Source organism: Cereibacter johrii, from assembly GCF_001720585.1.
Classification (GTDB): Bacteria; Pseudomonadota; Alphaproteobacteria; order Rhodobacterales; family Rhodobacteraceae; genus Cereibacter_A; species Cereibacter_A johrii.
Genome location: NZ_MABH01000142.1, coordinates 1 through 20,549 on the forward strand (window position 1 = coordinate 1; position 20,549 = coordinate 20,549).

Consider the following 20,549-nt stretch of genomic DNA (forward strand, 5'->3'; position numbering starts at 1 on the left):
AGCGTGGCTGCGAGCCGCGCCAGATCCGGCGCCGCGGCGGGCTTCGTCAGCACGAGCCGCCCCGCCGCCTCGATCTGCGCGCGGGCGAGCGGCTCGGTGGCCAGCTGTGCCGTCCCATGGGCCGCATCGACCAGAACCAGCGTCTCCGCCAGCGCCAGCCTGCGCACCAGCACCGGATCGGCCGCGAGCATGGCCGCGATGGCCCCCGGATCGGCCAGCCCCGAGGTCTCGAGCAGGATCCCCTCGATCCCGCCCGCCTCCGGGCCGCTTTCGGTCTCGCAGATCGCGCGCAGCGCGGCGCGCAGCTGCGCCTGACCCTCGCAGCAGGCGCAGCCCCCGGCGAGCAGCGTCAGCCGCGCGGCTCCGCCCAGCAGGAGATTGTCCACCGGCGTCTCCGCCGCCTCGTTCACCAGCAGATGATGGCGGGCGAAGCGCCCGGCATGGAGCTGATGGCGCAGCCAGGTGCTCTTGCCCGCGCCGAGGAAGCCTCCGACGAGCGTGAGCGGCAGCCGCCCGTCCCGCCGCGCCTCAGTCATCGCCGAGCGCGCGCGGCGAGAGCGGGTCGATCGCCGCGCCGGCCATGCGTCCCGCCGCAGCCCACAGCGCCTCGAGATCGGCCACCAGCTCGCGCCGGCCGTCGGCTGCGAAGAGCTGAAGGCCCGGCGTCGCCCCGTCGTCGTGGGCCTTGAGCCCGTAAGGCGCCAGCAGCCGGTTGACAGCCGCAACCCGGGTGAAGCGGAGGCGCAGCCGGTCGCCGGGGGTCGCGGCCCCGGCGTCGGTCCAGTGTCCGGGGGCTGCGGGAAAGCCGCAGGCGCTGCACATGGTCGGGCCTCCGCTCCGGTTTCAGATGACCTCGGGCCGTTCCTTGCCCTCGAACGGATAGCGGGCGCGGAAGTCGTCGGCGATCTCCTCGAAGGTCGCCCATTCGACGCCCTCGTGGCCGTTGATATATTCGAGCAGCCGCTCGAGCATCAGCAGCACCTGCGGCCGGCCCGACACGTCCGGGTGGATGGTGAAGGCGAAGACGGCATAATCCATCTCGCGATAGACCCAGTCGAACTGGTCGCGCCACATCTCCTCGATATCGCGCGGATTGACGAAGCCGTGGCTGTTCGGCGCCTTCTTCATGAACATCATCGGGGGCAGGTCGTCGACATACCAGTTGGCCGCGATGTCCACGAGGTCGATCTCGTGCCCGTGCTTCAGCGGATGCATCCAGTCGCGCGCCTGCTTGGTGTAGTCGATGACATTCCATTCGTCGCCGACGCGGGCATAGAAGGGCTGGAAGTCGCGGTAGCCCTGGCTGTGGTCGTAGCTGAAATCGTATTTCTTCAGCAGGGCCGCGGTCGAGGCCGACATCTCCCACCAGGGGGCCACATAGCCGCGCGGCGCGCGGCCCGAGAGCTTGTCGATCAGCTCGATCGACTTGACCAGCACATCCTCTTCCTGCTGCGCGGTCATGGCGACGGGGTTCTCGTGCAGATAGCCGTGGGCGCCGATCTCGTGGCCGTGATCCACGATCATCTTCATCTGGTCCGGGAAGGTCTCGAGCGAATGACCGGGGATGAAGAAGCTCGTGCGCAGGTCGTATTTCCTGAACAGCCGCAGCAGGCGCGGGATGCCCACTTCGGTGGCGAAGATGCCGCGCTGGATGTCCGAGGGGCTGTCGCCGCCGCCGTAGGAACCGATCCAGCCCGCCACCGAGTCGATGTCGGTGCCGAAGGCGCAGTAGATCTTCTTGGCCATGGGATCTCCTTGTCTGGGCGGCAGGGCCGCGTGGGGGGAAGGCGGCAGACCGCCCGGGAGCGAGGCACCCGAGCGGTGCCGCAGGGTCTGGCGCATGCCCGTTCCTGCCGTGCGGGCCTTCCGATCAGGCTAGCGTGAGGTCCTTGCAAAGCAACGCACAAATTCCGGAGAGCCCCGCCACAGGGACATCGGTTGCAGGCTGCGCCGGCCCATGGGGCAGCCTTCGGGAGGGGCCGCTCGGCGGATGCGCGAGGCAAGGGGACGGGCCGTTTCATGGCGCGCGATCATGGCCGCCCGCAGCCGGCGCCGCGTCACGGAAGGCTTTCAGCGGTGGCGGACATAGCCGCCGAACCGCTCCATCCGCGCCTCGAAGCCCAGAAGGCGCGCCGCGGCATCGGGCGAGCGCGCGGCCATGGCCGACAGGAGAAGCTCGAGCGCGATATAGGCCGCCGTCAGCGACGGCAGGATCTGCGGCCCGGCCATGGGCAGGCGCACCACCTTCCAGGCGCCCTCGGCCACCGGCGCGGAATGGCTGTCGGTCAGGGCGAGGATCCGCGCCCCGCAGCTGCGCGCGACATGACAGGCGCGGACCACCTCGGCCGAATAATGCTCGTAGGTGATGGCGACCACGATATCCTCGGGCGTGGCCGAGGCGACCTGATCGAGGATGGCGCCCGGCGTCACCGGCACCTCGATGAAGTTCGCGAAGGCCCGCCCACCGACATAGGAGAAGTAATGGGCGAGCCCGAAGCAGCTCCTGACGCCGATCGTATGGACGCGGCGCGCAGCAAGCAGCGGCTCGACGCAGCTTTCGAGCAGCTCCATGCCCTCGGCCGAGAAGAGCGTCTCGATATTGCCGAGGTTGGCGGCCAGCGCCTCGCCCCAGATGTCGGCCTCCGACCGGTGGCGCAGCGCCTCGGCCCGCTCGCCGTAGCGGATGTTGCGGCGCTGCACGACCTGCTGCACCGCCGAGCGGAAACTGTCGTAGCCGTCGAAGCCGATCTCGCGCGCGAGCCGCGTCACCGTGTTGGGGTTGGTGCCGGCAAGGGCCGCGAGGCTGCGGATCGAGTTGAAGGCCACCGCCGAGAGATTGTCGAGCAGCCAGACCGCGAAGCCCCGGAGGATCGGCGCGTCGCCCGCCGCGACACGCGCCAGCGCCTCTCGGATCTCGGTCTCCTGCTGCATGGCGGGCGGTTCGGCATTCCGTTGGATCGAGCGGACGCTACCATAGGCCGGTCCTGCGGCAAGACAATTCAATTGCATTGTCCTTGGCCGGGAAATATCACAAATGCATTACCCCATCCGAGGCCAAGACCAACAGGAGGAACGAGACATGAGAACAGGGAAACCTGCTCTGGCGGGCGCGCTTGCGGGGGCGCTGGCCATACTGGCGGCGCCGGCCCTCGCGCAGGACAATTTCATCTCCATCGGCACGGGTGCCGTGACCGGCGTCTACTATCCCACGGGCGGCGCAATCTGCCGGATGATGTCGCGCGACCGCGCCGAGCACGGGATCCGCTGCGCCGTCGAAAGCACCGGGGGGTCGGTCTACAACGTCAACGCCGTGCGTTCGGGCGAGCTCGACTTCGGCGTGGCCCAGTCGGACGTGCAATACAAGGCCTACGAGGGCGAGGGCACCTTCGCCGTTCAGGGCGCCTATCCTGAGCTGCGCTCGGTCTTCTCGCTGCATCCCGAGCCCTTCACCGTGGTGGCCCGCGCCGATGCCGGCATCGCCAACTTTGAGGATCTGAAGGGCAAGCGCGTGAACGTGGGCAACCCGGGTTCGGGCCAGCGCGACACGATGGAAGTGCTGATGAAGGAACTCGGCTGGACGATGGGTGACTTCACCCTGACGTCCGAGCTGCAGGCCGGCGAACAGAGCCAGGCGCTCTGCGACAACAACATCGACGCGATGGTCTATACCGTGGGTCACCCGTCGGGCTCGATCCAGGAAGCCACCACCGCCTGCGAGGCGGTGCTGGTCAATGTCGCGGGCGAGAGCGTCGACAAGCTGGTGGAGGCGAACCCCTACTACCGCAAGGCCACCATTCCGGGCGGCATGTATCGCGGCAATGCCGAACCCACCCAGACCTTCGGCGTGGGTGCCACGCTCGTGACCTCGGCCAACACGCCGGACGACGTGGTCTATGCGCTGGTCAAGGCGGTCTTCTCGGACATCGACCAGTTCCGCAGCCTGCACCCGGCCTTCGCCGAGCTCGAGCCTTCGGAAATGGTGAGCGACGGCCTCTCGGCCCCTCTGCATCCGGGCGCGGAGAAGTATTTCCGCGAGGCCGGCCTCATCAAGTGATCCGGCGCCCCTGACGGGGCGGGGATTTTCGGGCCGCCGCAAGCTGTCGCTGCGGCGGCCCTTCGCGCAGGAGGGATGCATGACCGACGAGACCCAGCCGAAAAGCCGCAGCTTCACCGACGAGGAGCTTCAGGATCTCGTCGCGAGCACCGACAGCGGCGGACGAAATCCCTCCAGCCGCACCGTCGCGATCCTGATCGCGGCGACGGCGTTCCTGTGGTCGCTGTTCCAGCTCTGGATCGCGCAGCCGCAACTCTGGTTCGGCCAGTATCTGCCCGTGCTGAATTCGTCGCAGACCCGGCCCATTCACCTGACCTTCGCCATCCTTCTGGCCTTCCTCGCCTATCCGGCGCTGAAGAGCTCGCCGCGCGACCGGGTGCCGATTTTCGACTGGGTGCTGGCCATCGCGGGTGCGGGCTGCGCCTTCTACGTCTTCCTCTATTCGCGCGAGCTGGCCGCGACCGCGCGCGCGGGCCTGCCGACCCAGACCCAGATCGTCGTGGGCGCGGTGGGGATCGTGCTCCTCCTCGAGGCCTCGCGCCGCGCGCTCGGCCCGGCGCTGACCGTGGTGGGGGCGATCTTCCTGCTCTACGCCTGGGTGGGGCAGGGCTGGCTCATCCCCGACATCATCGCCCATTCGGGCCTCTCCTTCACCTCGATCGTGAATGCGCAGTGGCTCGACACCAACGGCGTGTTCGGCATCCCGCTCGGCGTCTCGACGGCCTTCGTCTTCCTCTTCGTCCTGTTCGGCGCGCTGCTCGACAAGGCGGGAGCCGGCAACTACTTCATCCAGCTGGCCTTCGCGGGTCTGGGCGCGCTGCGTGGCGGACCTGCCAAGGCTGCCGTCGTGGGCTCGGCCATGACGGGCCTCATCTCCGGCTCCTCCATCGCCAACGTGGTGACGACGGGGACCTTCACCATCCCCCTCATGAAGCGGGTGGGCTTCACGTCGGAGAAGGCGGGCGCGGTCGAGGTGGCCTCGTCGGTCAACGGGCAGATCATGCCGCCGGTGATGGGGGCGGCCGCCTTCCTCATGGTCGAGTTCGTGGGCATCTCCTACGTCGAGGTCATCAAGCACGCCTTCATCCCGGCCGTGATCTCCTACATCGCGCTGGTCTACATCGTGCATCTCGAGGCGCTGAAACAGGACATGCCCGCCCTCGGGCCGGCGGCCAACCTCGGGCGCATGTTCGCGAAACTCGCGGTGGGTTTCGTGGTGACGGGCGCCGTCTTCACCGGCCTCGTCTGGGCCATCCAGGCGCTGCGCGGGGCTGCGCCCGGGATCTCGGACTGGATCGTGATGGCTGCGCTGGGCCTGGCCTATGTCCTGACGGTGCGCGTCTCGGCGCGCCGGCCCGATCTCGCGCTCGACGATCCGAACGCGCGCCAGATCCGGCTCCCCTCGGTGGCCGAGGTCTTCCCGACCGGCCTGCATTACCTGCTGCCGATCCTCGTCCTCGTCTGGTTCCTGATGATCGAGATGCAGTCGCCCGGCAAGTCGGCCTTCTACGCCGTGGCGGTCATGATCTTCATCATCGTGACCCAGCGGCCGCTGAAGGCGCTGTTCCGCGGCGAGGATGTGGGGCAGGCCTTCGGCGCGGGCTTCGGCGACCTGATCGAGGGCATGATCGCGGGCGCGCGCAACATGATCGGCATCGGCGTCGCCACCGCGGCGGCGGGCATCATCGTGGCCACCGTGACCAAGACCCCGATCGGCACCGAACTGGCCGGCCTCGTCGAGATGCTGGCGGGCGGCAACCTCTTCATCATGCTGATCCTCGTGGGCCTCTTCTCGCTGATCCTCGGGATGGGGCTGCCCACGACGGCCAACTACATCGTGGTCTCCTCGCTGATGGCCTCGGTGGTGGTCTCGCTCGGCGCGCAGGAGGGGCTGATCGTGCCGCTGATCGCGGCGCATCTCTTCGTCTTCTATTTCGGCATCATGGCCGACGTGACCCCGCCCGTGGGCCTTGCAAGCTTCGCTGCCGCTGCCGTCTCGGGGGGCGATCCGATCCGCACCGGGATCACCGCCTTCTTCTACTCGCTGCGGACCGCGGCGCTGCCCTTCCTCTTCATCTACAACCCGACGCTGATCCTCTATGGCGTCGATCTGGGGACATGGGCGGGCATCCTGCAGGCGGTGGGCGTCTTCACGGTGGCGACGGTGGCGATGCTCCTCTTTGCCGCCGCGACGCAAGGCTACTTCCTCGCGCCCTCGCGGCTGTGGGAGAGCGCGGCGCTCCTTCTCGTGGCCTTCACGCTCTTCGTGCCGGGCTTCTGGCTCGACCGGATCCTGCCGCGCTTCGAGGAGCGCCCGCCCACCGAGCTTGCCCAGGCTTTCGATGCGGCCGAACCCGGCGAGACGGTGCGCTTCGTGGTGCAGGGCCCGGACTTCGCGACCGGCCGGCCCACGCAATTGACCGTGGTCCACACGGTCGAGGACGAGGCGCCGGCCACGGGACGCGCCGAGGCGGCAGGGCTTCTCCTGCTGCCCGAAGAGGGGCGGCTCTACATGGACGAGCCGATGTTCGGCACCGACTACCAGCAGAAGCTGCAGGGCTTCGACTTCTACGGCACCGAGCGCGTCGAGGTCTCGTCGCTGCAGAGCCCCGCGCACCGGCCGCCGAAGCAGCTCTTCTACATTCCGGCGCTGCTGCTTCTGGGGCTCGTCATCGCGCTCCAGCGGCGGCGGCAGACCAAGCCCGCCTTCTGAGCGCGCATCAAGGAGGAGACCATGGCCCGAACCATCCTGCTGCCCATCGACCTGGGCAATCCCACGGCCCCCGCCGCGGCCTTGAACGAGGCGCTGAAACTGCTTGACCCCGAAGGCACGCTGCATGTCGTGGCTGTCCTGCCGGACTACGGCTATGCGCAGGTCTCGGGCTTCTTCCGGCAGGGCTACGAGCAGGAGGCGCTCAAGGCTCTGGGCAAGGCGCTGTCGGCCTGGGTGGCCGATAACGTGCCCGAGGGGGTGGCGGTCCATCCCCATGTGCTGCACGGCACGATCTATGACGAGATCCTGCGCGCGGCGGGCAAGCTCGAGGTCGATCTGATCGTGATCGGCGCGCACCGGCCCGAGTTCAGCGACTACCTTCTGGGCCCGAACGCGGCGCGCGTGGTGCGTCACGCCCGACAGTCCGTCTATGTCGTAAGGAACTGATCCGATGCCCGGACATATCTTCGGCCGCTCCACCCGGGGCAGCCTTCCCATCGCCGCGGCCGGCGAGGGCTGCTACATCCTCGATGCCGAGGGCCGGCGCTATCTCGACGGGTCGGGCGGGGCGGCGGTCTCCTGCCTCGGCCATTCCAACGAGGCGGTGCGCGCGGCGCTCCACGACCAGCTCGACCGGCTGGCCTTCGCCCATACCGGCTTCTTCACCTCCGAGCCGGCCGAGCGTCTGGCCGACCGGCTGGCGGCCGCGGCCCCCGAGGGGATCGAGCGGGTCTATCTCGTCTCGGGCGGATCCGAGGCGGTCGAGGCGGCGCTGAAGCTCGCGCGGCAGTATTTCATGGAGGTGGGCCAGCCCGGCCGGCACCGGGTGATCGCGCGCCGCCAGAGCTACCACGGCAATACGCTCGGCGCGCTGGCCGCGGGCGGCAACGAATGGCGCCGCGCGCAGTTCGCGCCGCTTCTCGTCGAGACCTCGCATGTCTCGCCCTGCTACGAATATCGCGGCCGGGCCGAGGACGAGAGCCTCGAAGCCTACGGCCTGCGCGTGGCCGACGAGCTGGACGCCGAGATCCGGCGTCTCGGTCCCGAGACGGTGATGGCCTTCGTGGCCGAGCCGGTGGTGGGGGCCACGGCGGGTGCGGTGCCGGCCGTGCCGGGCTATCTCAAACGCATCCGCGAGATCTGCGACCGGCACGGGGTGCTGCTGATCCTCGATGAGGTCATGTGCGGGATGGGCCGGACAGGCCATCTCTTCGCCTGCGCCGAAGATGGCGTGGCGCCCGACATGATCACCATCGCCAAGGGTCTCGGCGCGGGCTACCAGCCCATCGGCGCGCTTCTGGTTCAGGGCCGCATCTACGACGCCATCGCCGCGGGCTCGGGCTTCTTCCAGCACGGCCACACCTACATGGGACATGCCATGGCCGCCGCCGCGGCCAATGCGGTGCTGGACGAGATCGAGGGGCGCGATCTCCTGTCGGCGGTCCGGCGGCAGGGGGCGCGGCTCGAGGCGCTCCTGCACGAGCGGCTGGGCCAGCATCCGCATGTGGGCGACATCCGCGGCCGCGGTCTCTTCCGCGGCATCGAGCTGGTGGCCGACCGCGAGACGAAGGAGCCGTTCGATCCGGCGCGGAAGCTCCATGCCCGGATCAAGGCCGAGGCCTTCGCAGGCGGCCTCATCTGCTATCCGATGGGGGGCACCCTCGACGGGGTGCGGGGCGACCATATCCTGCTCGCGCCGCCCTTCATCATCTCCGACACCGAACTCGAGGAGCTGGTGGACAAGCTTTCGGGCGCGCTCGACCGCGCCCTCGCGGCATGAAGGGGCGCGGCCGGGCGTCGGTCTCGGGGCGGCGCGGCTGATGGCGGCGCTGCCCCGGATCATGCTGGCGCCGAACGGCGCGCGGCTCAGCAAGGCCGATCATCCCGCCCTGCCGGTGACGATCCCCGAGATCGTCGCGGCGGCCCGCGCCGGACGGGCGGCGGGGGCGGACGGGCTTCATGCCCATGTCCGCGATGCCGAGGGGCGGCATGTGCTCGATGCGGGCCTCTATGCCGAGCTTCTGGCAGAGCTCGACCGCGCGGCGCCGGGCTTTCCCGTTCAGGTCACGACCGAGGCGGTGGGGCGCTACACGCCGGCCGAGCAGCGGGCGCTGGTCGAGCGGCTGCGTCCGGCCTCCGTCTCGATCGCCTTCCGCGAGATCTCGGCCGAGCCCGATCCGCGGCTGACCCGCCGCTTCTTCGCCTTCTGCGCCGAGGCGGGCTGCCACGTCCAGCACATCCTCTACGACCAGACCGACATTGCCGGGCTCGCGGCCGCCGTGGCGGACGGCACCGTGCCGGAGGCCGAGCTTGCGGTGCTGATCGTGCTGGGCCGCTACACGGCGGGCCAGCGCTCGGCTCCCGAGGATCTCGAGGCGCCGGTGCAGCGCCTGCGCGACCTCCTGCCCGAGGCGGACTGGGCCATCTGCGCCTTCGGCCCGCGCGAGACCGACTGTCTCGTGGCCGCGAGCCGGACGGGCGGCAAGATGCGGATCGGCTTCGAGAACAACCTCCTGCAGGCCGACGGGGCGCCCGCCCCCGACAATGCCGCGCGCGTGGCCGAGCTGGTGGCGGCGCTCGAGGCTGCGGGACAGGGGACCCGCGCAGGGGCGTAGCGCGCGCGGGGAGACGGTCGCGAGTTGACCCCGCCCTGCCGGGAGCTGCTCCGGGAAAGGCCCGCAGCCTCTCCGCTCATCCGCGGGGCAGGTTGGTCGGGAAGATAATCTGCATCGACAGCGGCGGCGGCGGCGCGCTTGCAAGGAGTTGGTAGAGCAGCACCTCCATCAGCGTCCCGTTGCGCTGGGTGAGAACCGCCATCATCGTCCCTTCCTCGAGCATCCGCCGCGTATCGGGCTGGGCGTGCGGGCCTATCAGACGCTCTACCGGCTTGCGAGCCTCCTCGCGGCCGGGCCGGCGGCCGGGCTCGTGGTGGCGCGGCGATACGTCGAGCGCGATCGTCATCGCTCTTGCGCCGGACTGGCCCGACCATGCGGGCGACATATGTGCGGGCGTGCCGATCCTCGCGGCCCGGCTCGGCGCGCGCTCGATGCCGCTTTCGCTGAAGGGTGGGCAGATGGGCGAGGCGGATTTCTTCGCCCGGGCCCTCGCGCGGCTGAAGGCGCCCGAGGTCCTGCAGCGGGCCTCAGACCTGCGCTCTGTCGTGGACAGTTGCAAAGGACCCTGACGCACGCGGGCAAGGGCTGCCGATGCGTCGTCCGCCGCTTGATCGGGTCATGATCGTCACACTGCTTGCTCCTCGCCGGAAGCGCCGGGGTGCGGGGTACTTCACTCCCTCGACCGCGCATTGGGGACGCTCGGGCTGCGATCGGACGTTGCCCGCTTGCGGACCGGCCTCCGGCTGGGGTAGAGGGCAGGCGATGGGTGGTTAGCTCAGTTGGTAGAGCGTCTCGTTTACACCGAGGATGTCGGGGGTTCGAGCCCCTCACCACCCACCATGAAAACACACGGTTTTTTCTGGAAGTGCGAGACGCGCTCGGGTTCATTGAACCTACGCGCGGTCATTTCACGACCCGCAGAGCCCCGAACTCCAGCGCATCCGCGGCCTTCCGCAGATGCTGCGGAGAGAATCGCGCATAGACGCTGGAGGTGATCTGCACGTTCGAGTGGCCGAGATACTGGCTGATCTCGTCCATGGGCACGCCGGCCTCGGCCATGTGGACCGCGGCCGTGTGGCGCAAGGTGTGCAGGGTCACGTCCGACAGGCCGGCATTGGAAACCGCCCGCAGGAAGCCCTTGCGGATGCACTTGACCGGCCCGCCCGCCCACTCGATCACATGGTCAGAGAGCGCGGCCGCACGGGCGGATGTCAGCGCGGCGCGGAGTGTGTTGTTGATCGGCACGGTCGCCCGGCCTTTGCGAGGCCCCTCGGCATCGACCCGCAGCCGGATCTGCCCACGCTCGAGGTCAACCCGATCCCACGTCAGCTCCAGCACCGCTCCGACGCGAGCCGCCGTCGTCAGCAGGGCGGTGATCGCCAGCTTGATGTGGGGCTCGCATTCGGCCTCCATCAGCCTCGAAACCTCGGCGTGCGTCAGATAGCGGTCGCGCGGCGCCGGCTTGGCTGGCCTCTCGATGTGCGGCGCCACCTGGATCAGGCCGCGCTTGGCCGCCCAGAGCAGACATGTCCTCAGGTGGCCGAGTTCCGTCCAGACGGTGCCGACGGAGACCGTCTTGCGCCGCGCCTTGGTGTAGCTCCGGCAGGCTTCCGGCGTGATCTGATCGGGCCGCAGCGCGCCGAAATGCGGCAGGACGGCGTTGCCGCTGGACCGCATGTTGCGCTCGACCGGGCGGCCCTTGCGATCGGCAAGATAGGCCGCCCACAGGTCTCGGACGGTCGTCGCCCCGGCGGGCAGGGTCTCCCTGCGGATCCGGTCTAGCGCCTCGACCTCGGCTTCCGCTCGCGTGCGTGCGTCAAGACGATAGCGCCTTCGGGCTCCATCCTCCCACCATGAGACGACGAACCGCCCGTTGAGGCGGCCGATCCGATACTCGCGCATTCGTAGTCCTCCACTGATCGTGCTGGGATTCGGATCATGCGTCCCACCCTGAACCCGGACAAGCGGCCGGACTTGACCAGCTGGCGCACGGTCTCGGCCGAGCAGCCCCAGCGGTCCGCCAGCATGTCAGGGGTGAAGGGCCTCGCGTCGCTCATGCCTGCCTCCTTTCCCGGCGCATCCGCGCCATGTCCCTCATCGTGATCTCGACAGCTCCAGCGGCCACGGACCGATCCCACGGTAGGATCACGCCACGGCCTCCTCTGCGGCCCATCCGCTCCACTGATCGGCGCAGGCCTCGGCCACGCCCTCGAAGGTGCGGCTGCGGAATTTCCAGCGGTCGGGCCCCGGCGGCGCGCGGTGGACGGCCGACCAGCGCTTGTGCTCGGGCGTGCCGGGCCGCGGCGGCGTCAGTCGGTTGGTGGCGGCGAGCCGCGGCAGGCCGCGCAGATAGAAGCTGGTCGCCTTGAAGAAGGGCTCTCCAAACCACCACGGCTGCACTGTCTGTGGGCGCGGCAGATCCGCCGGCAGGCGGGCCCGGGCATGTGGGTTCATCACCGGGTTCTCGACCGCCACGCGCGGCACCGGCGCCTGCCAGCAGGCCGCAAACAGCGCCGCCCCGCGGTCGAGGTCGGCCCACAGGAAGGCCAGCCGCTCCTCGCGACCCATCCGGGCGAAAGCCTCGCGCTCCGCCGCGGCATAGGTCTCGGGGAGGCGCTTCGAGGGCTCATGCAGCCACCGGACGCCGCTGTTGCAGAGCCGCGTGCAGGGCGGGTGCGCCACGACCAGCAGGTCCCAGCCGTCGGCCAGATGGTCGCGAACGTCGCCGATGATATGACGGTTCGACCGATCCTCGGCCGGCAGCAGGTCGCAGGACCAGACGTCATGCCCGCGGGCGGAGAAGGCCCGGCGCATCACGCCCGAGGTCTCACAGCCGATCAGGATGCGGAGGGTGTCAGCCATGCTGCACCTCCGGCAGATACCGCAAGGCGGCAGGCGACACGTTGCGCGCGGATGTGGGGAGGCTGCTATGCCTGGGGGCCGGACGACCTACAGGTCTTGCGTGTCCGGCGCGGATGACCCCTCGCGCCCTGGGGCGCAAGCACAGGCTAGTAGCGCAGGTGGGTGCTGCCGATCCTGCGGGGGCGGGTGGGAGGTTCAGTAAGTTGATGAGTTTATCTGCTCGATAGTGCATGTATGCACCAATATTGGTTAAGTAAGCGCTACCACTTTCGGTTGCTTCAAAAGCCGGACAAATTATCCAAGGATCAGCCATTGGCGTGCCCTTCGATCACCTGGGGCTCCTGCCGGCCCCGTGCTGGAGCTTCGAGGGTCTTTACGGCCGTCAGATAGAGGCGGACCCCGTTGAAGATCTGCTTCGCCACGGCGGCGCGGGCGAGCCCATCGGCCGGGCTGATCTTGCCCGCCCGCATGTCGCGCAGATCCTCGGCGAGACCGGAGATCATGCCATGCAGCCCGAGGCTGTCGGCTACGGGGGTCGAGGCGTAATCACGCTGTTCCATAGTGCCTCCTGTAGTGCTGGTGGGCCGCCTCGGTGTGCAGGGCCTCCGCGAGCGCGGAGAACACAGAGAGCAGCCGCCGGTCCCGGAAAGCCCCGGGCGCGGGAATGACGGTCCCGAAGGTCTGCTCGCACCAGCGGCAGACCGGCTCGACCGGCCAGCACTGCACCGGTCCGGGCCAGCGGTACTCGCGGCGCTCTCCGCAGATTGCGCAGGTGAAGGGGCGCGGCCGGTCAGGACAGATGGGCATGCGCCACCTCGGCGGGCTGCGGGTTGCAGATCGGGCACGCGACGCCAGCCCGGATCTCGGTTTCTGTCAGGTCAAAGCGCCATTCCGCATCGTGGCCGCAGCGGGGGCAGACGAAGTGCCCGCCCCGCGTTGTGCGCCAACCCGGCTTGAGACCAGGCGCTTGGCCGACGTCGGCGGCGCGAATCATCACGCGCCGCGGGGGGCGCGGCTTGCGGAAGCCGAAGAGGTCGAGGACTGGCTCAGCCATGGGCAACCTGCGTCGGGAAGTCCTCAGGGTCCAGCCGCTCGCCGCGTTTCAGAGCGGCCGTGGCGCCCTTGGGCGTGAGGATGAAGACGGGATCTCCACCAGAAAGCACGGTGGCACGGCATTTCCTGGCAAAGCCATCCGCGATCATGGCCTCCCATGCGTCGTAATCAGGAGCGCCGGGCCCGGTGACGAAATGATTGCGGTAGCTCTGCTTGCGCCTGTTCGGCAGGCCGAGGGCGTGACGGGCAAGCTCAATCTGGTGCTGGCTCATGTCACCCATCGGCCGCCCCCACCACCTCGTGCACGCGCTCGGCCGTGCAGCCGAGGCGCTGCGCGATCCGCCGGGCGATGCCGATCCGGTCAACGGGCATGGGGTGGCCGCCCGGCAGGTGCGGGGACACGGCGGCGACGGCTTCGGCCCAGGCGGAGAGGATCTCGTCTCGCGCAAAGGTTTCGATCTGGTCGCGGTCAAGCATGGTCAGTCCTCGCCCCAATACGACATGTCGGCGTCGGCGCAGGCTTCCGGGCCATCCTCACGCTGGTGGTCATCGGCCCAGTAGCTGGGCGCCACCTCGCGGGCGTAATCGGCAATGGACGAGCCATCGTCGAAGGTCGGGCCCGCGACCGAGACACACCGCGCCACGAAGGCTTCGATGAATTGCTCCTTCGTCATGTCACCCGCGCTCACGGCCGGCCTCCGTGCGGGCGCCATGGCAGGCGCAATAATCGTCGGCGCCGAGGCAGCGGCAGTGCGGGCGGCGGGCTTGGCAAACGATCTCCTGATGGAGCTGGTGCAGGAGGAGATCGGTGGCGGGGATGAGGGTCATGGGGGCTCCTGTATCCTCGGAGGAAGAGGCCCCGGCCCGGAGGCCGGGGAGTTGCGACAGGGAGGGTGCGCGGATTGCCCGCCGCGCCGGGGTGGCGTCAGGCCATGCCGAGGGCGGCCTTGTAGAGCTCGAGGAGGGTCTCCTCCTCGGCGATGTCGTCAGGCGTGCGCTTCCGGAGCGCCACGATCATCCTGAGGATCTTCGGCGCATAGCCCCGGCCCTTCGCCTCGGCCATCAGCTCCTTCTGCTGGCCGCCGATCTCCTTCTTCTCGGCCTCGAGCTGCTCGTAGCGTTCGATGAACTGGCGCAGCTCGTCGGCCGCGACCTGATAGGCGGCCTCGGCCACGGCGCGGTCGGCGGGCGTCTCCTTCATCGGCGGCTTGCGGATCCGGCCGCTGTCGATGGCCGCGGCCATGCGGTCGAGATCGGCCGCGCCCAGGCTCTCGATCGGAACGGGACGCGCGCGCGGCGCGGGCTGCGGGGCGGCCTCCATCACATGCCCCGCATGCCGTTGGCCTGCTGGCGCATGGTCTCGGCGACGTCGGTGGCGTGGGCCCAGAGGACGGTGGCGACGAAGAGGAAGCCCAAGAGCGCCAGCGCCCCCAGGAGCAGGCCGGTCAGGTTCGGCCCGAGCGGGCTGGGCCTGCTCGTCCGGAAGGTCGGCCGCGGCACCGCACGGTGCAGCGGGCGGCCCATGGCGATGGCCAGTTCGTGATCCGTCAGGAGCCGGCTGGCGGCCTCGCGGATCTCGGGTGTCGGCGCGTGCTCGGCGTGATGGCGGGCCATATTGAGCGCGCGGGGCGAGAGGGGGAGATGCTGTTTCATTGCCCGAGCGCCTCCCGCGCCTGGGCGAGAATGGTGTCGACCTCGGCCCCGGGCTCCTCATCGGCAGTGTCGAGTTGCGGGAGCCCAGCCTCGGCCGCGGCGAGCAGCCGGCGCAGCTGCGGCTCGGTCAGGTCGAGGAGGGCGAAACGGGCAATCGGCGTCGAGGCCGGGTAGCGGATGGCGGTGGCGGTCATGGCCGGGCCTCCGCGATGTGGCAGCGGTTGCCAGAACGGGACAGGCGCGCCCTGGCGTTGGCGAGCAGGCTGGCCCAAGCCAGCGGCTGGAGGATCATGGGCAGTCTCCCGTCAAATGCACGGTCAAGGATCGACCGTCTGACGAGAAGCTATTGGGGGAGTTTCCCCATGTCAACGCTCTACTGGGGATTTACCCCCATTTACGTGCAGAATCGCGCCGGCCTCCCCATCGGCCCCACTGCCGGCGGGTACAGGACGGCGCTAAAGCCGGGCACTCCGAAACCCGCGGAGGCGGGCGGAAAGTGAATTGTGCTTTATCACGGAGCGAACCAGACGGCCTGACGACCAAGCGCCATCAGACGTAGACCCGCTCCACATAATCGGGCGAAAGCGTCAGCAGCACAGGCGCTGCCCACTTCAACCGGACGCCGTGCATGTTGTCTGCATCCGGGTTCAGCGACAGGAGGCTGAAAGTGCCCTCCTGGCTACCCACCTTGACAACCTTGAGCCATGCCCTTCCGTCAGCGTCCTCGCAGACACAAGGGGTGTTGAGCGCCTCGACCGGCACGCCCTCTGCGGCGGCGCGCGTGTAGAAGAGCACCGATCCAGGGCGATAGAGCGGCATCATGCTCTCTCCCTTGACCTCTACCGCGACTATGCCGTGTGGCTTCAGCTGCGGGGGGCGGGCGACATGGTACATTCCATCGCCCTTCTCGTAGGCGTCTAGGAGGTCAACCCGCGCCCCCGCACCCACGCAGCCCGCCACCGCAATGGGCGCGTGAGCCGGACGCGCATTCAGATCTCCCGTCATGCCGATCTGAATGATCTCATCGACCGTTCGCCCAAGCTCTCTGGCCAGGGCGTAGGCGTTGGCGACCTTGGGCGACGACTCGTTGCGGATCAGATCTCGCACGCCAGACTCGCCCATGCCTGCAGCTACCGAGAGCGGCTTCATCTTGATGCCCTCAGCCTCCATGACGATCTGCAGGCCACGCACGAAGGCGTCCAGGGTCTTTTTCTGCATGTGGGGAAAGTGCCCCATACCCCGGCTCCGTTCCATGGGGAAGTTCCCCTTGCCAATATGGGGGAGTTCCCCCATATTGCCCGCCATGGAACAGCTCATCTCAGACATCGAGGCCCATTGCGCGGCGTGCGGGATCAGTCCGCAGAAGCTGTTGCGCGAGGCCATCAACGCGAAGTGGGGACAATGGCAGGACTGGAAGGACGGCAAGTCCAGCCCGACCATGAAGGTTGTGGATCGCCTGCGCGCCCACATGGCGGGCGCCGAGATGACCGCTACCGGTCATGGGCTGGTCTCTCAGGAAGAAGCAACGGGGGCAGCGTGATGACCTACGCCGCCCCCTTCGCCCGTCATGAAATCGCTTCGTCATCAAAGCCTCTCGCCAAGGCACAAGATGGAGCGAACATGCGGAAAAATCCTGCCAATTCTGACGAGCACGCCAGAACGAGCCGAAAATGGTTCTCCAACCTGCTGCGCCGGGCCTTTCCGGCCAACTCCGAGGCTGAACTGGCCGAGCGCGCAGCCCCCGTGCTGGGCGTCAGCACCCGGCAGGTGCGCAACTGGCTGCGCGAGGATCACGATGCGTCCCTCCGCTACGTCACCGCCGTGATGATGATCGCGGGCGCGGAGGTGGTCTTCTCCCGGATGGAAAGCCGCCAGCCATGATCCGGGTCTGCTGGCACATCACCAGGCGCTTCTACGAGGTGCGGGCCAGCCGCGCCTCGTCCAAGGGCCTGACGGATAAGCATCGGCGTCTGCAAGGAAAAGCCATGAAATATTCTTCCCTGATCGAGCACTACGAGGCGCATCACAAGAGCCCGGAGCCCCGGGAGCGCCGCCTGCCGTCCGGCTGGTGGCTGATCGTGGCCGCGCTCGTCTATGCGCTCGTTTACGTCCTCGCGACATGGGCCGTCCTCGCATGAATATCGCCGCCGCGCCCGCGCCTGCCTTGGTCGCGGCCACTCAGCCGGGGGCGCTCGCTCCTTCTGCCCCCGGCCTTTTCCTTTCGGCGCGACCCTCCTCTGCGGCGCGGCAGGGACCTGCGGGAGCGGTGCGTCAATGACCGCGCCCCTGCACCCCTTGCCGCTGCCCCGCGTCCCCGACTGGACCGCGCTCCGCGCTCATCCCGCTCGGGACGCGGGGCTCCTGCATTTCGGCGCCGGCCCGGCGCGGGTGGCGCGCCGCGCGAAGCTCGGCCGGCCGGTCTATCTCGCCACGCCCTACAGCCTGCGCGCCGTGGATCCAGAAGGCCGATGGTCGGCAGACATGTCGGCTGCGGCCATGGGCGATGCCGGGCGCGAGATCGTGCGGCTGCAGCAGGTGGGCGTGACGGCGATCTCGCCCGTCGCCCTTTCGGGCGTGGCGGTGCATGCCACGCTCTATCCACGGCCCGTGCTCGATCCGCTCGATGCCGTGCTCTGGGCAGAATGGTGCCGCCCGATCCTCGATAGCTGCTCCGCGGTCGTGGTGCCCGACATCCGTGGCTGGTCGCGCTCTCTCGGCATCTGGCACGAGGTGCGCGCCGCGCTCGCGCGCCAGACCTCGGTCTTCGTCTATGCGGAGGGGCCGGAGCGATGATCCACCGTGGACGGATCACCAGCGAGGCCGAGCTGCGGCGGCTGTGGGCGGACCCGAGCCTCAGCATCTCCGAGATCGGGCGCCAGCTCGGCATCAGCTATCAGGCGGTCCAGCAGCGGGCCGCGCTGCGCGGGCTCGGCCCGCGGCCGGTGGCGCCCAACGAATGGGCGCGCTGGGTGCCGCCCGAGGACTTCGCCGAGATGTGGCGCGCGGGTGTAAGCCTGCGCGACATGGAGAAGGCCTTCGGCGTGGCGCACAACACCATCACGAAGGCGGCCCGGCAGATGAAGCTCGGGCGCCGGCGGATCTGCCGCTGGAGCGCGCTGCCGCTGGCCGAGTTCCGCCTCCGCCAGCGCCTTGCCGCGGCCGCCGCCGAAACGCGGGCGGCGATGGATCTGCGCGAGATGGTGGACCGGCCCTATCACGGCAGGAAGCGCTGCCGCATCGAGACGAGGGCCGCATGACGCCCGAAGATGCCGCCCGCGCTGCCCTGATCCGCGCCCGCGGCCATCCCGCCCGGATCACCGAGATCGTCGCCGAGGTCGCAGCGGCGACGGGCTGGGAGCCGCAGGAGATCACCGGCGCCCGCGTCTTTCCGGGGCTCGTCGAGGCCCGCGACCTCGCCTGCTTCATCGCGCGTCGCGAGGGCTTCTCGCTGGCCCGGATCGGCAACGTCCTGCGGCGCGACCATTCCAGCATCAGATCGGCGCTGCAGCGCGAGCAGCGGCGCCGGGGAGGGACATCATGACAGCGCACCCGCGATCCGTTCCCGCAGGATCCGCGCCCCGGCTGATCGAGGCCGGGCACCTGCCGGACTATCCGCTGGACCCGAACCAGCGCCTCACGACGCATTTCTTCATGGCCTGGCACCATGACCGGTGGCTGAACAGCCGCTTCCGGCTCTCGGCGCCGCCCGACGTGCGCGGCCTCGCCTTCGACCTCTTCTGTCTGAGCCAGAAACAGACCCCGGTCGGCACGCTGCCGGATGACGATGTGCAGCTGGCGGCGCTCCTCATGCTCGACCTGAAGGCCTGGCAATCCTACCGCTCGCGCGACTGGTCGCCGCTCTACAAATGGGTGCCCTGCCAGTGCGACGGCGAGGTGCGCCTCATGCACAGTGTCGTGGTCGAGATCATTCTGGAAAGCCTGAGCCTGCGCGAGAAGCGGCGCGTCGAGGGCGAGACCGGGCGGCGCCGGAAGCGCCTCGCGCGGCTTCCCGACCAGATCCTCGATGCCGGCGGCACGCGGAAGATGGCGGCCGATCCGGGTCTTCTCGAGCGCATCGACAGCTGGCTCGTCCAGTTCTGTCCCGGCAACCGGACCCGCGACATGGTGCGCCGTGCGCTCGAGGCGGATGCGCTGGCGCAGGCCGACGCCGTGCAAGGGATTGGTGCGTAACGGTTAATTCTGTCCGCCGGACAGAATGGGGACAGAACGGGACAGAATGCGGACAGAACCGGACAGAACCGGACGGAAGCGGCCGCATCGGGCCGAATTCTGTCCGGCGCATAAGACAAGACAGAGACAAGACAGAACAGAGTTCCGAAACGCCCGGAACCGGTTGGCGAAGCGGCAGGCGTGGCAGTGCTGAGAAAGGGAACGGGGCCATGAGTGGAGCGAAGGCGGAAGACCGGGCGCGGGTGAAGGCGCTGGTGGTGGATCGGCTCGAGCAGGCCGGGATGGCGCGCAAGCGCGGCGTGTCCGCGGCGGTGCATGAGGCGACGATGGGGCGGATCTGCGAGCGCCTCGCCTACATGAGCGACGACAACCTCATGACGCTGGCCGAGACGCTGATCGACAACGCCCCGGATGGCATCTGGCCGTCCGAGCTGGTGATCCGCGAGTTCGCGCGGGGGCTCCAGGAGCCGCCCGCGGCGGAGCGGCGGATCGTGACCAGCTGGCTCGCCTCGATCGAGGGGCCGAAGGCGGAGGCGGGCGGACATCTGGTCGAGCTCTATCGCTGGCTCCTGAAGCATCCCCGCCCGCCCATGGCCATGGACATGCGCGGGATCCGGGAGCAGGCGGCGGAGAACGCGCGGCGCTGCGAGCTGACCCGCGACCGGATCGACCGGGAGACGGCGAGCCCGGAGGATCGGGGCTGGCTCGAGCAATATCTGCGGGATCGGGATGCGGCCCGCGCGCTGGTCGATGCCGGGCGGGGGCAGAAAGAAGTCAAGGAAGGGGATGCAGCATGATGGCTGTGAAGGTGGCGCAGGTGACGCTCGCGAAGGCGCCGTGGGATCTCGGGCCGCTGACGCCTGCGCAGATTGCGGGCAAGCGGATAGAAGAGGTGACCGAGATCGACGAGAAGACCGGCAAGCGCGTGAACCCGAACGGCGTGATGCGGACGCGGCGCGAGACGTGGATCGGGCGCTACCACCGGCAGGGCAAGCTCTCGGATGAGCAGGCCAACATCGCGGCCGAACTGTTCGAGGCGTCCGCAGGAAACCCCGCGCGTGACCCGCTGGCGGCGCTTGTTCGCGTGGATGCGTCGGGCGAGCGGGACCGCGAGGCCGAGCGGGTGGATCGCCGCCGCAAGTTCTTCGCGATGTGGGAGGAGGTCCCGGCCTTCGCCCGACCGGTGATCCAACATGTCGTTCTGGACGACAGGTCGCTCCGCAGTATGCCGGGACGTGTGGATAGCCGATCCGAGGCCCGTCAGCTTGACCGCCTCCAGCGTGGGCTGGAAGCGCTCTGCGAGGCATGGCGCTGAGCGGGACTTGACCTGCCCCAAACAAATCGGCAGATTGGCATCATCGCGAGACGTGGCGAAAGCGCTGATCGCATGAATGGAACGCCTGGGAGC

At 69.0% G+C, this 20,549-nt stretch carries 33 protein-coding genes and 1 tRNA gene; 16 read left to right on the forward strand and 18 right to left on the reverse strand.

Annotated features, from left to right (window positions below; translation table 11 throughout):
• From A9O63_RS12315 to A9O63_RS12330, 4 genes are all read right to left on the reverse strand, one after another.
• Nucleotides 1-536 (reverse strand): GTP-binding protein (locus A9O63_RS12315; RefSeq protein WP_141703091.1); only part of this gene is annotated, 536 nt, incomplete at its 3' end.
• The gene (locus tag A9O63_RS12320) at nt 529-822 is read right to left on the reverse strand and encodes a hypothetical protein (RefSeq protein WP_069332206.1); all 294 of its coding nucleotides are present in this window, start codon (nt 820-822) and stop codon (nt 529-531) included. The genes A9O63_RS12315 and A9O63_RS12320, both read right to left, overlap by 8 nt.
• Before the next feature lie 21 nt (nt 823-843).
• A complete protein-coding gene (locus tag A9O63_RS12325) occupies nt 844-1,746 on the reverse strand; it encodes a polysaccharide deacetylase family protein (protein WP_069332207.1) in 903 nt (300 codons plus the stop codon).
• Nucleotides 1,747-2,070: 324 nt separating this feature from the next.
• A complete protein-coding gene (locus tag A9O63_RS12330) occupies nt 2,071-3,003 on the reverse strand; it encodes a MurR/RpiR family transcriptional regulator (RefSeq protein ID WP_235836976.1) in 933 nt (310 codons plus the stop codon).
• Between the two features lie 76 nt (nt 3,004-3,079).
• Here A9O63_RS12330 and A9O63_RS12335 point away from each other — a divergent pair, with 76 nt between their 5' ends.
• The 5 genes from A9O63_RS12335 (at nt 3,080) to A9O63_RS12355 (ending at nt 9,382) form a co-directional block, all read left to right on the forward strand.
• Nucleotides 3,080-4,054 carry a TAXI family TRAP transporter solute-binding subunit gene (locus tag A9O63_RS12335; RefSeq protein WP_069332209.1) on the forward strand — a complete coding sequence of 325 codons (975 nt, stop codon included), beginning with the start codon at nt 3,080-3,082 and terminating at the stop codon, nt 4,052-4,054.
• A 79-nt stretch (nt 4,055-4,133) separates the two neighbouring features.
• Complete coding sequence (locus tag A9O63_RS12340) at nt 4,134-6,767, forward strand: TRAP transporter permease (RefSeq protein ID WP_069332210.1); 2,634 nt, start codon at nt 4,134-4,136, stop codon at nt 6,765-6,767.
• A gap of 21 nt (nt 6,768-6,788) precedes the next feature.
• Entirely contained in the window at nt 6,789-7,214 is a 426-nt protein-coding gene (locus A9O63_RS12345; RefSeq protein WP_069332211.1) for a universal stress protein, read from the forward strand.
• A 4-nt stretch (nt 7,215-7,218) separates the two neighbouring features.
• Complete coding sequence (locus tag A9O63_RS12350) at nt 7,219-8,547, forward strand: aspartate aminotransferase family protein (protein WP_069332212.1); 1,329 nt, start codon at nt 7,219-7,221, stop codon at nt 8,545-8,547.
• A 40-nt stretch (nt 8,548-8,587) separates the two neighbouring features.
• Entirely contained in the window at nt 8,588-9,382 is a 795-nt protein-coding gene (locus A9O63_RS12355) for a 3-keto-5-aminohexanoate cleavage protein (RefSeq protein WP_069332213.1), read from the forward strand.
• A gap of 76 nt (nt 9,383-9,458) precedes the next feature.
• Here A9O63_RS12355 and A9O63_RS23405 read toward each other — a convergent pair whose 3' ends face one another.
• A complete protein-coding gene (locus tag A9O63_RS23405) occupies nt 9,459-9,728 on the reverse strand; it encodes a hypothetical protein (protein ID WP_069332214.1) in 270 nt (89 codons plus the stop codon).
• Between the two features lie 49 nt (nt 9,729-9,777).
• Between A9O63_RS23405 and A9O63_RS23410 the strand changes: the two genes are divergently transcribed.
• Entirely contained in the window at nt 9,778-9,951 is a 174-nt protein-coding gene (locus A9O63_RS23410; RefSeq protein WP_235836977.1) for a hypothetical protein, read from the forward strand.
• Between the two features lie 195 nt (nt 9,952-10,146).
• Nucleotides 10,147-10,222: transfer RNA gene (locus tag A9O63_RS12365), tRNA-Val, on the forward strand.
• Nucleotides 10,223-10,285: 63 nt separating this feature from the next.
• Here the strand turns inward: A9O63_RS12365 and A9O63_RS12370 are convergent.
• From A9O63_RS12370 to A9O63_RS12425, 13 genes are all read right to left on the reverse strand, one after another.
• Nucleotides 10,286-11,269: a tyrosine-type recombinase/integrase gene (locus tag A9O63_RS12370; RefSeq protein ID WP_412841979.1), complete on the reverse strand. Its 984-nt coding sequence runs from the start codon at nt 11,267-11,269 to the stop codon at nt 10,286-10,288.
• A complete protein-coding gene (locus A9O63_RS23720; protein WP_108223440.1) occupies nt 11,161-11,439 on the reverse strand; it encodes a helix-turn-helix domain-containing protein in 279 nt (92 codons plus the stop codon). Before A9O63_RS23720 ends, A9O63_RS12370 begins: the two co-directional genes overlap by 109 nt.
• 88 nt (nt 11,440-11,527) lie before the next feature.
• On the reverse strand, nt 11,528-12,244 hold the full coding sequence (locus tag A9O63_RS12375; RefSeq protein ID WP_069332216.1) for a hypothetical protein: 717 nt from the start codon (nt 12,242-12,244) through the stop codon (nt 11,528-11,530).
• 305 nt (nt 12,245-12,549) lie between these two features.
• On the reverse strand, nt 12,550-12,804 hold the full coding sequence (locus A9O63_RS12380) for a hypothetical protein (RefSeq protein WP_069332217.1): 255 nt from the start codon (nt 12,802-12,804) through the stop codon (nt 12,550-12,552).
• A gap of 230 nt (nt 12,805-13,034) precedes the next feature.
• Nucleotides 13,035-13,298 carry a hypothetical protein gene (locus A9O63_RS12390; protein ID WP_069332218.1) on the reverse strand — a complete coding sequence of 88 codons (264 nt, stop codon included), beginning with the start codon at nt 13,296-13,298 and terminating at the stop codon, nt 13,035-13,037.
• Complete coding sequence (locus tag A9O63_RS12395; protein WP_235836978.1) at nt 13,291-13,569, reverse strand: hypothetical protein; 279 nt, start codon at nt 13,567-13,569, stop codon at nt 13,291-13,293. Before A9O63_RS12395 ends, A9O63_RS12390 begins: the two co-directional genes overlap by 8 nt.
• Before the next feature lies 1 nt (nt 13,570).
• Nucleotides 13,571-13,774 carry a hypothetical protein gene (locus A9O63_RS12400; protein WP_069332220.1) on the reverse strand — a complete coding sequence of 68 codons (204 nt, stop codon included), beginning with the start codon at nt 13,772-13,774 and terminating at the stop codon, nt 13,571-13,573.
• A gap of 2 nt (nt 13,775-13,776) precedes the next feature.
• Entirely contained in the window at nt 13,777-13,971 is a 195-nt protein-coding gene (locus A9O63_RS12405; protein ID WP_084295849.1) for a hypothetical protein, read from the reverse strand.
• 1 nt (nt 13,972) lies between these two features.
• On the reverse strand, nt 13,973-14,125 hold the full coding sequence (locus A9O63_RS22160; RefSeq protein ID WP_084295850.1) for a hypothetical protein: 153 nt from the start codon (nt 14,123-14,125) through the stop codon (nt 13,973-13,975).
• Between the two features lie 97 nt (nt 14,126-14,222).
• Complete coding sequence (locus A9O63_RS12410) at nt 14,223-14,618, reverse strand: DUF2312 domain-containing protein (protein ID WP_084295852.1); 396 nt, start codon at nt 14,616-14,618, stop codon at nt 14,223-14,225.
• Nucleotides 14,618-14,950, reverse strand: coding sequence for a hypothetical protein (locus A9O63_RS12415; RefSeq protein WP_069332222.1), 333 nt, complete (start codon nt 14,948-14,950; stop codon nt 14,618-14,620). Before A9O63_RS12415 ends, A9O63_RS12410 begins: the two co-directional genes overlap by 1 nt.
• A complete protein-coding gene (locus A9O63_RS12420; protein WP_015922990.1) occupies nt 14,947-15,144 on the reverse strand; it encodes a hypothetical protein in 198 nt (65 codons plus the stop codon). The genes A9O63_RS12415 and A9O63_RS12420 overlap by 4 nt, the downstream gene beginning before the upstream one ends.
• A 355-nt stretch (nt 15,145-15,499) precedes the next feature.
• Entirely contained in the window at nt 15,500-16,255 is a 756-nt protein-coding gene (locus tag A9O63_RS12425) for a S24 family peptidase (RefSeq protein ID WP_041670577.1), read from the reverse strand.
• Here A9O63_RS12425 and A9O63_RS12430 point away from each other — a divergent pair.
• The 9 genes from A9O63_RS12430 to A9O63_RS12470 all read left to right on the forward strand — a co-directional run bounded on the left by A9O63_RS12430 (nt 16,254) and on the right by A9O63_RS12470 (nt 20,456).
• A complete protein-coding gene (locus A9O63_RS12430) occupies nt 16,254-16,490 on the forward strand; it encodes a hypothetical protein (RefSeq protein WP_002723287.1) in 237 nt (78 codons plus the stop codon). The two genes, A9O63_RS12425 and A9O63_RS12430, sit on opposite strands and share 2 nt — an antisense overlap.
• On the forward strand, nt 16,490-16,831 hold the full coding sequence (locus A9O63_RS12435; RefSeq protein ID WP_011339622.1) for a hypothetical protein: 342 nt from the start codon (nt 16,490-16,492) through the stop codon (nt 16,829-16,831). The genes A9O63_RS12430 and A9O63_RS12435 overlap by 1 nt, the downstream gene beginning before the upstream one ends.
• A 104-nt stretch (nt 16,832-16,935) precedes the next feature.
• Nucleotides 16,936-17,088, forward strand: a complete 153-nt coding sequence (locus A9O63_RS23415; protein ID WP_235836979.1) for a hypothetical protein — start codon at nt 16,936-16,938, stop codon at nt 17,086-17,088.
• Between the two features lie 136 nt (nt 17,089-17,224).
• The gene (locus A9O63_RS12445; protein ID WP_069332224.1) at nt 17,225-17,743 is read left to right on the forward strand and encodes a DUF1937 family protein; all 519 of its coding nucleotides are present in this window, start codon (nt 17,225-17,227) and stop codon (nt 17,741-17,743) included.
• On the forward strand, nt 17,740-18,207 hold the full coding sequence (locus tag A9O63_RS12450) for an NUMOD1 domain-containing DNA-binding protein (RefSeq protein WP_069332225.1): 468 nt from the start codon (nt 17,740-17,742) through the stop codon (nt 18,205-18,207). The genes A9O63_RS12445 and A9O63_RS12450 overlap by 4 nt, the downstream gene beginning before the upstream one ends.
• Nucleotides 18,204-18,491 carry a helix-turn-helix domain-containing protein gene (locus A9O63_RS12455; RefSeq protein ID WP_069332226.1) on the forward strand — a complete coding sequence of 96 codons (288 nt, stop codon included), beginning with the start codon at nt 18,204-18,206 and terminating at the stop codon, nt 18,489-18,491. Before A9O63_RS12450 ends, A9O63_RS12455 begins: the two co-directional genes overlap by 4 nt.
• Complete coding sequence (locus A9O63_RS12460) at nt 18,488-19,141, forward strand: hypothetical protein (protein ID WP_002723274.1); 654 nt, start codon at nt 18,488-18,490, stop codon at nt 19,139-19,141. Before A9O63_RS12455 ends, A9O63_RS12460 begins: the two co-directional genes overlap by 4 nt.
• A 209-nt stretch (nt 19,142-19,350) precedes the next feature.
• Complete coding sequence (locus A9O63_RS12465; RefSeq protein ID WP_069332227.1) at nt 19,351-19,938, forward strand: hypothetical protein; 588 nt, start codon at nt 19,351-19,353, stop codon at nt 19,936-19,938.
• Entirely contained in the window at nt 19,935-20,456 is a 522-nt protein-coding gene (locus A9O63_RS12470) for a hypothetical protein (protein WP_069332228.1), read from the forward strand. The genes A9O63_RS12465 and A9O63_RS12470 overlap by 4 nt, the downstream gene beginning before the upstream one ends.
• Nucleotides 20,457-20,549: the final 93 nt, after the last annotated feature.

Excerpts from the sequence above, each read along its gene's own strand:
- A9O63_RS12320 (WP_069332206.1), bottom strand. The coding sequence starts at position 822 with ATGTGCAGCGCCTGCGGCTTTCCCGCAGCCCCCGGACACTGGACCGAC.
- A9O63_RS12325 (WP_069332207.1), bottom strand. The coding sequence starts at position 1,746 with ATGGCCAAGAAGATCTACTGCGCCTTCGGCACCGACATCGACTCGGTG.
- A9O63_RS12335 (WP_069332209.1), top strand. The coding sequence starts at position 3,080 with ATGAGAACAGGGAAACCTGCTCTGGCGGGCGCGCTTGCGGGGGCGCTG.
- A9O63_RS12340 (WP_069332210.1), top strand. The coding sequence starts at position 4,134 with ATGACCGACGAGACCCAGCCGAAAAGCCGCAGCTTCACCGACGAGGAG.
- A9O63_RS12345 (WP_069332211.1), top strand. The coding sequence starts at position 6,789 with ATGGCCCGAACCATCCTGCTGCCCATCGACCTGGGCAATCCCACGGCC.
- A9O63_RS12350 (WP_069332212.1), top strand. The coding sequence starts at position 7,219 with ATGCCCGGACATATCTTCGGCCGCTCCACCCGGGGCAGCCTTCCCATC.
- A9O63_RS12355 (WP_069332213.1), top strand. The coding sequence starts at position 8,588 with ATGGCGGCGCTGCCCCGGATCATGCTGGCGCCGAACGGCGCGCGGCTC.
- A9O63_RS23405 (WP_069332214.1), bottom strand. The coding sequence starts at position 9,728 with ATGACGATCGCGCTCGACGTATCGCCGCGCCACCACGAGCCCGGCCGC.
- A9O63_RS23720 (WP_108223440.1), bottom strand. The coding sequence starts at position 11,439 with ATGAGCGACGCGAGGCCCTTCACCCCTGACATGCTGGCGGACCGCTGG.
- A9O63_RS12375 (WP_069332216.1), bottom strand. The coding sequence starts at position 12,244 with ATGGCTGACACCCTCCGCATCCTGATCGGCTGTGAGACCTCGGGCGTG.
- A9O63_RS12380 (WP_069332217.1), bottom strand. The coding sequence starts at position 12,804 with ATGGAACAGCGTGATTACGCCTCGACCCCCGTAGCCGACAGCCTCGGG.
- A9O63_RS12390 (WP_069332218.1), bottom strand. The coding sequence starts at position 13,298 with ATGGCTGAGCCAGTCCTCGACCTCTTCGGCTTCCGCAAGCCGCGCCCC.
- A9O63_RS12395 (WP_235836978.1), bottom strand. The coding sequence starts at position 13,569 with ATGAGCCAGCACCAGATTGAGCTTGCCCGTCACGCCCTCGGCCTGCCG.
- A9O63_RS12400 (WP_069332220.1), bottom strand. The coding sequence starts at position 13,774 with ATGCTTGACCGCGACCAGATCGAAACCTTTGCGCGAGACGAGATCCTC.
- A9O63_RS12405 (WP_084295849.1), bottom strand. The coding sequence starts at position 13,971 with ATGACGAAGGAGCAATTCATCGAAGCCTTCGTGGCGCGGTGTGTCTCG.
- A9O63_RS22160 (WP_084295850.1), bottom strand. The coding sequence starts at position 14,125 with ATGACCCTCATCCCCGCCACCGATCTCCTCCTGCACCAGCTCCATCAG.
- A9O63_RS12410 (WP_084295852.1), bottom strand. The coding sequence starts at position 14,618 with ATGGAGGCCGCCCCGCAGCCCGCGCCGCGCGCGCGTCCCGTTCCGATC.
- A9O63_RS12415 (WP_069332222.1), bottom strand. The coding sequence starts at position 14,950 with ATGAAACAGCATCTCCCCCTCTCGCCCCGCGCGCTCAATATGGCCCGC.
- A9O63_RS12420 (WP_015922990.1), bottom strand. The coding sequence starts at position 15,144 with ATGACCGCCACCGCCATCCGCTACCCGGCCTCGACGCCGATTGCCCGT.
- A9O63_RS12430 (WP_002723287.1), top strand. The coding sequence starts at position 16,254 with ATGGAACAGCTCATCTCAGACATCGAGGCCCATTGCGCGGCGTGCGGG.
- A9O63_RS12425 (WP_041670577.1), bottom strand. The coding sequence starts at position 16,255 with ATGGCGGGCAATATGGGGGAACTCCCCCATATTGGCAAGGGGAACTTC.
- A9O63_RS12435 (WP_011339622.1), top strand. The coding sequence starts at position 16,490 with ATGACCTACGCCGCCCCCTTCGCCCGTCATGAAATCGCTTCGTCATCA.
- A9O63_RS23415 (WP_235836979.1), top strand. The coding sequence starts at position 16,936 with ATGAAATATTCTTCCCTGATCGAGCACTACGAGGCGCATCACAAGAGC.
- A9O63_RS12445 (WP_069332224.1), top strand. The coding sequence starts at position 17,225 with ATGACCGCGCCCCTGCACCCCTTGCCGCTGCCCCGCGTCCCCGACTGG.
- A9O63_RS12450 (WP_069332225.1), top strand. The coding sequence starts at position 17,740 with ATGATCCACCGTGGACGGATCACCAGCGAGGCCGAGCTGCGGCGGCTG.
- A9O63_RS12455 (WP_069332226.1), top strand. The coding sequence starts at position 18,204 with ATGACGCCCGAAGATGCCGCCCGCGCTGCCCTGATCCGCGCCCGCGGC.
- A9O63_RS12460 (WP_002723274.1), top strand. The coding sequence starts at position 18,488 with ATGACAGCGCACCCGCGATCCGTTCCCGCAGGATCCGCGCCCCGGCTG.
- A9O63_RS12465 (WP_069332227.1), top strand. The coding sequence starts at position 19,351 with ATGAGTGGAGCGAAGGCGGAAGACCGGGCGCGGGTGAAGGCGCTGGTG.
- A9O63_RS12470 (WP_069332228.1), top strand. The coding sequence starts at position 19,935 with ATGATGGCTGTGAAGGTGGCGCAGGTGACGCTCGCGAAGGCGCCGTGG.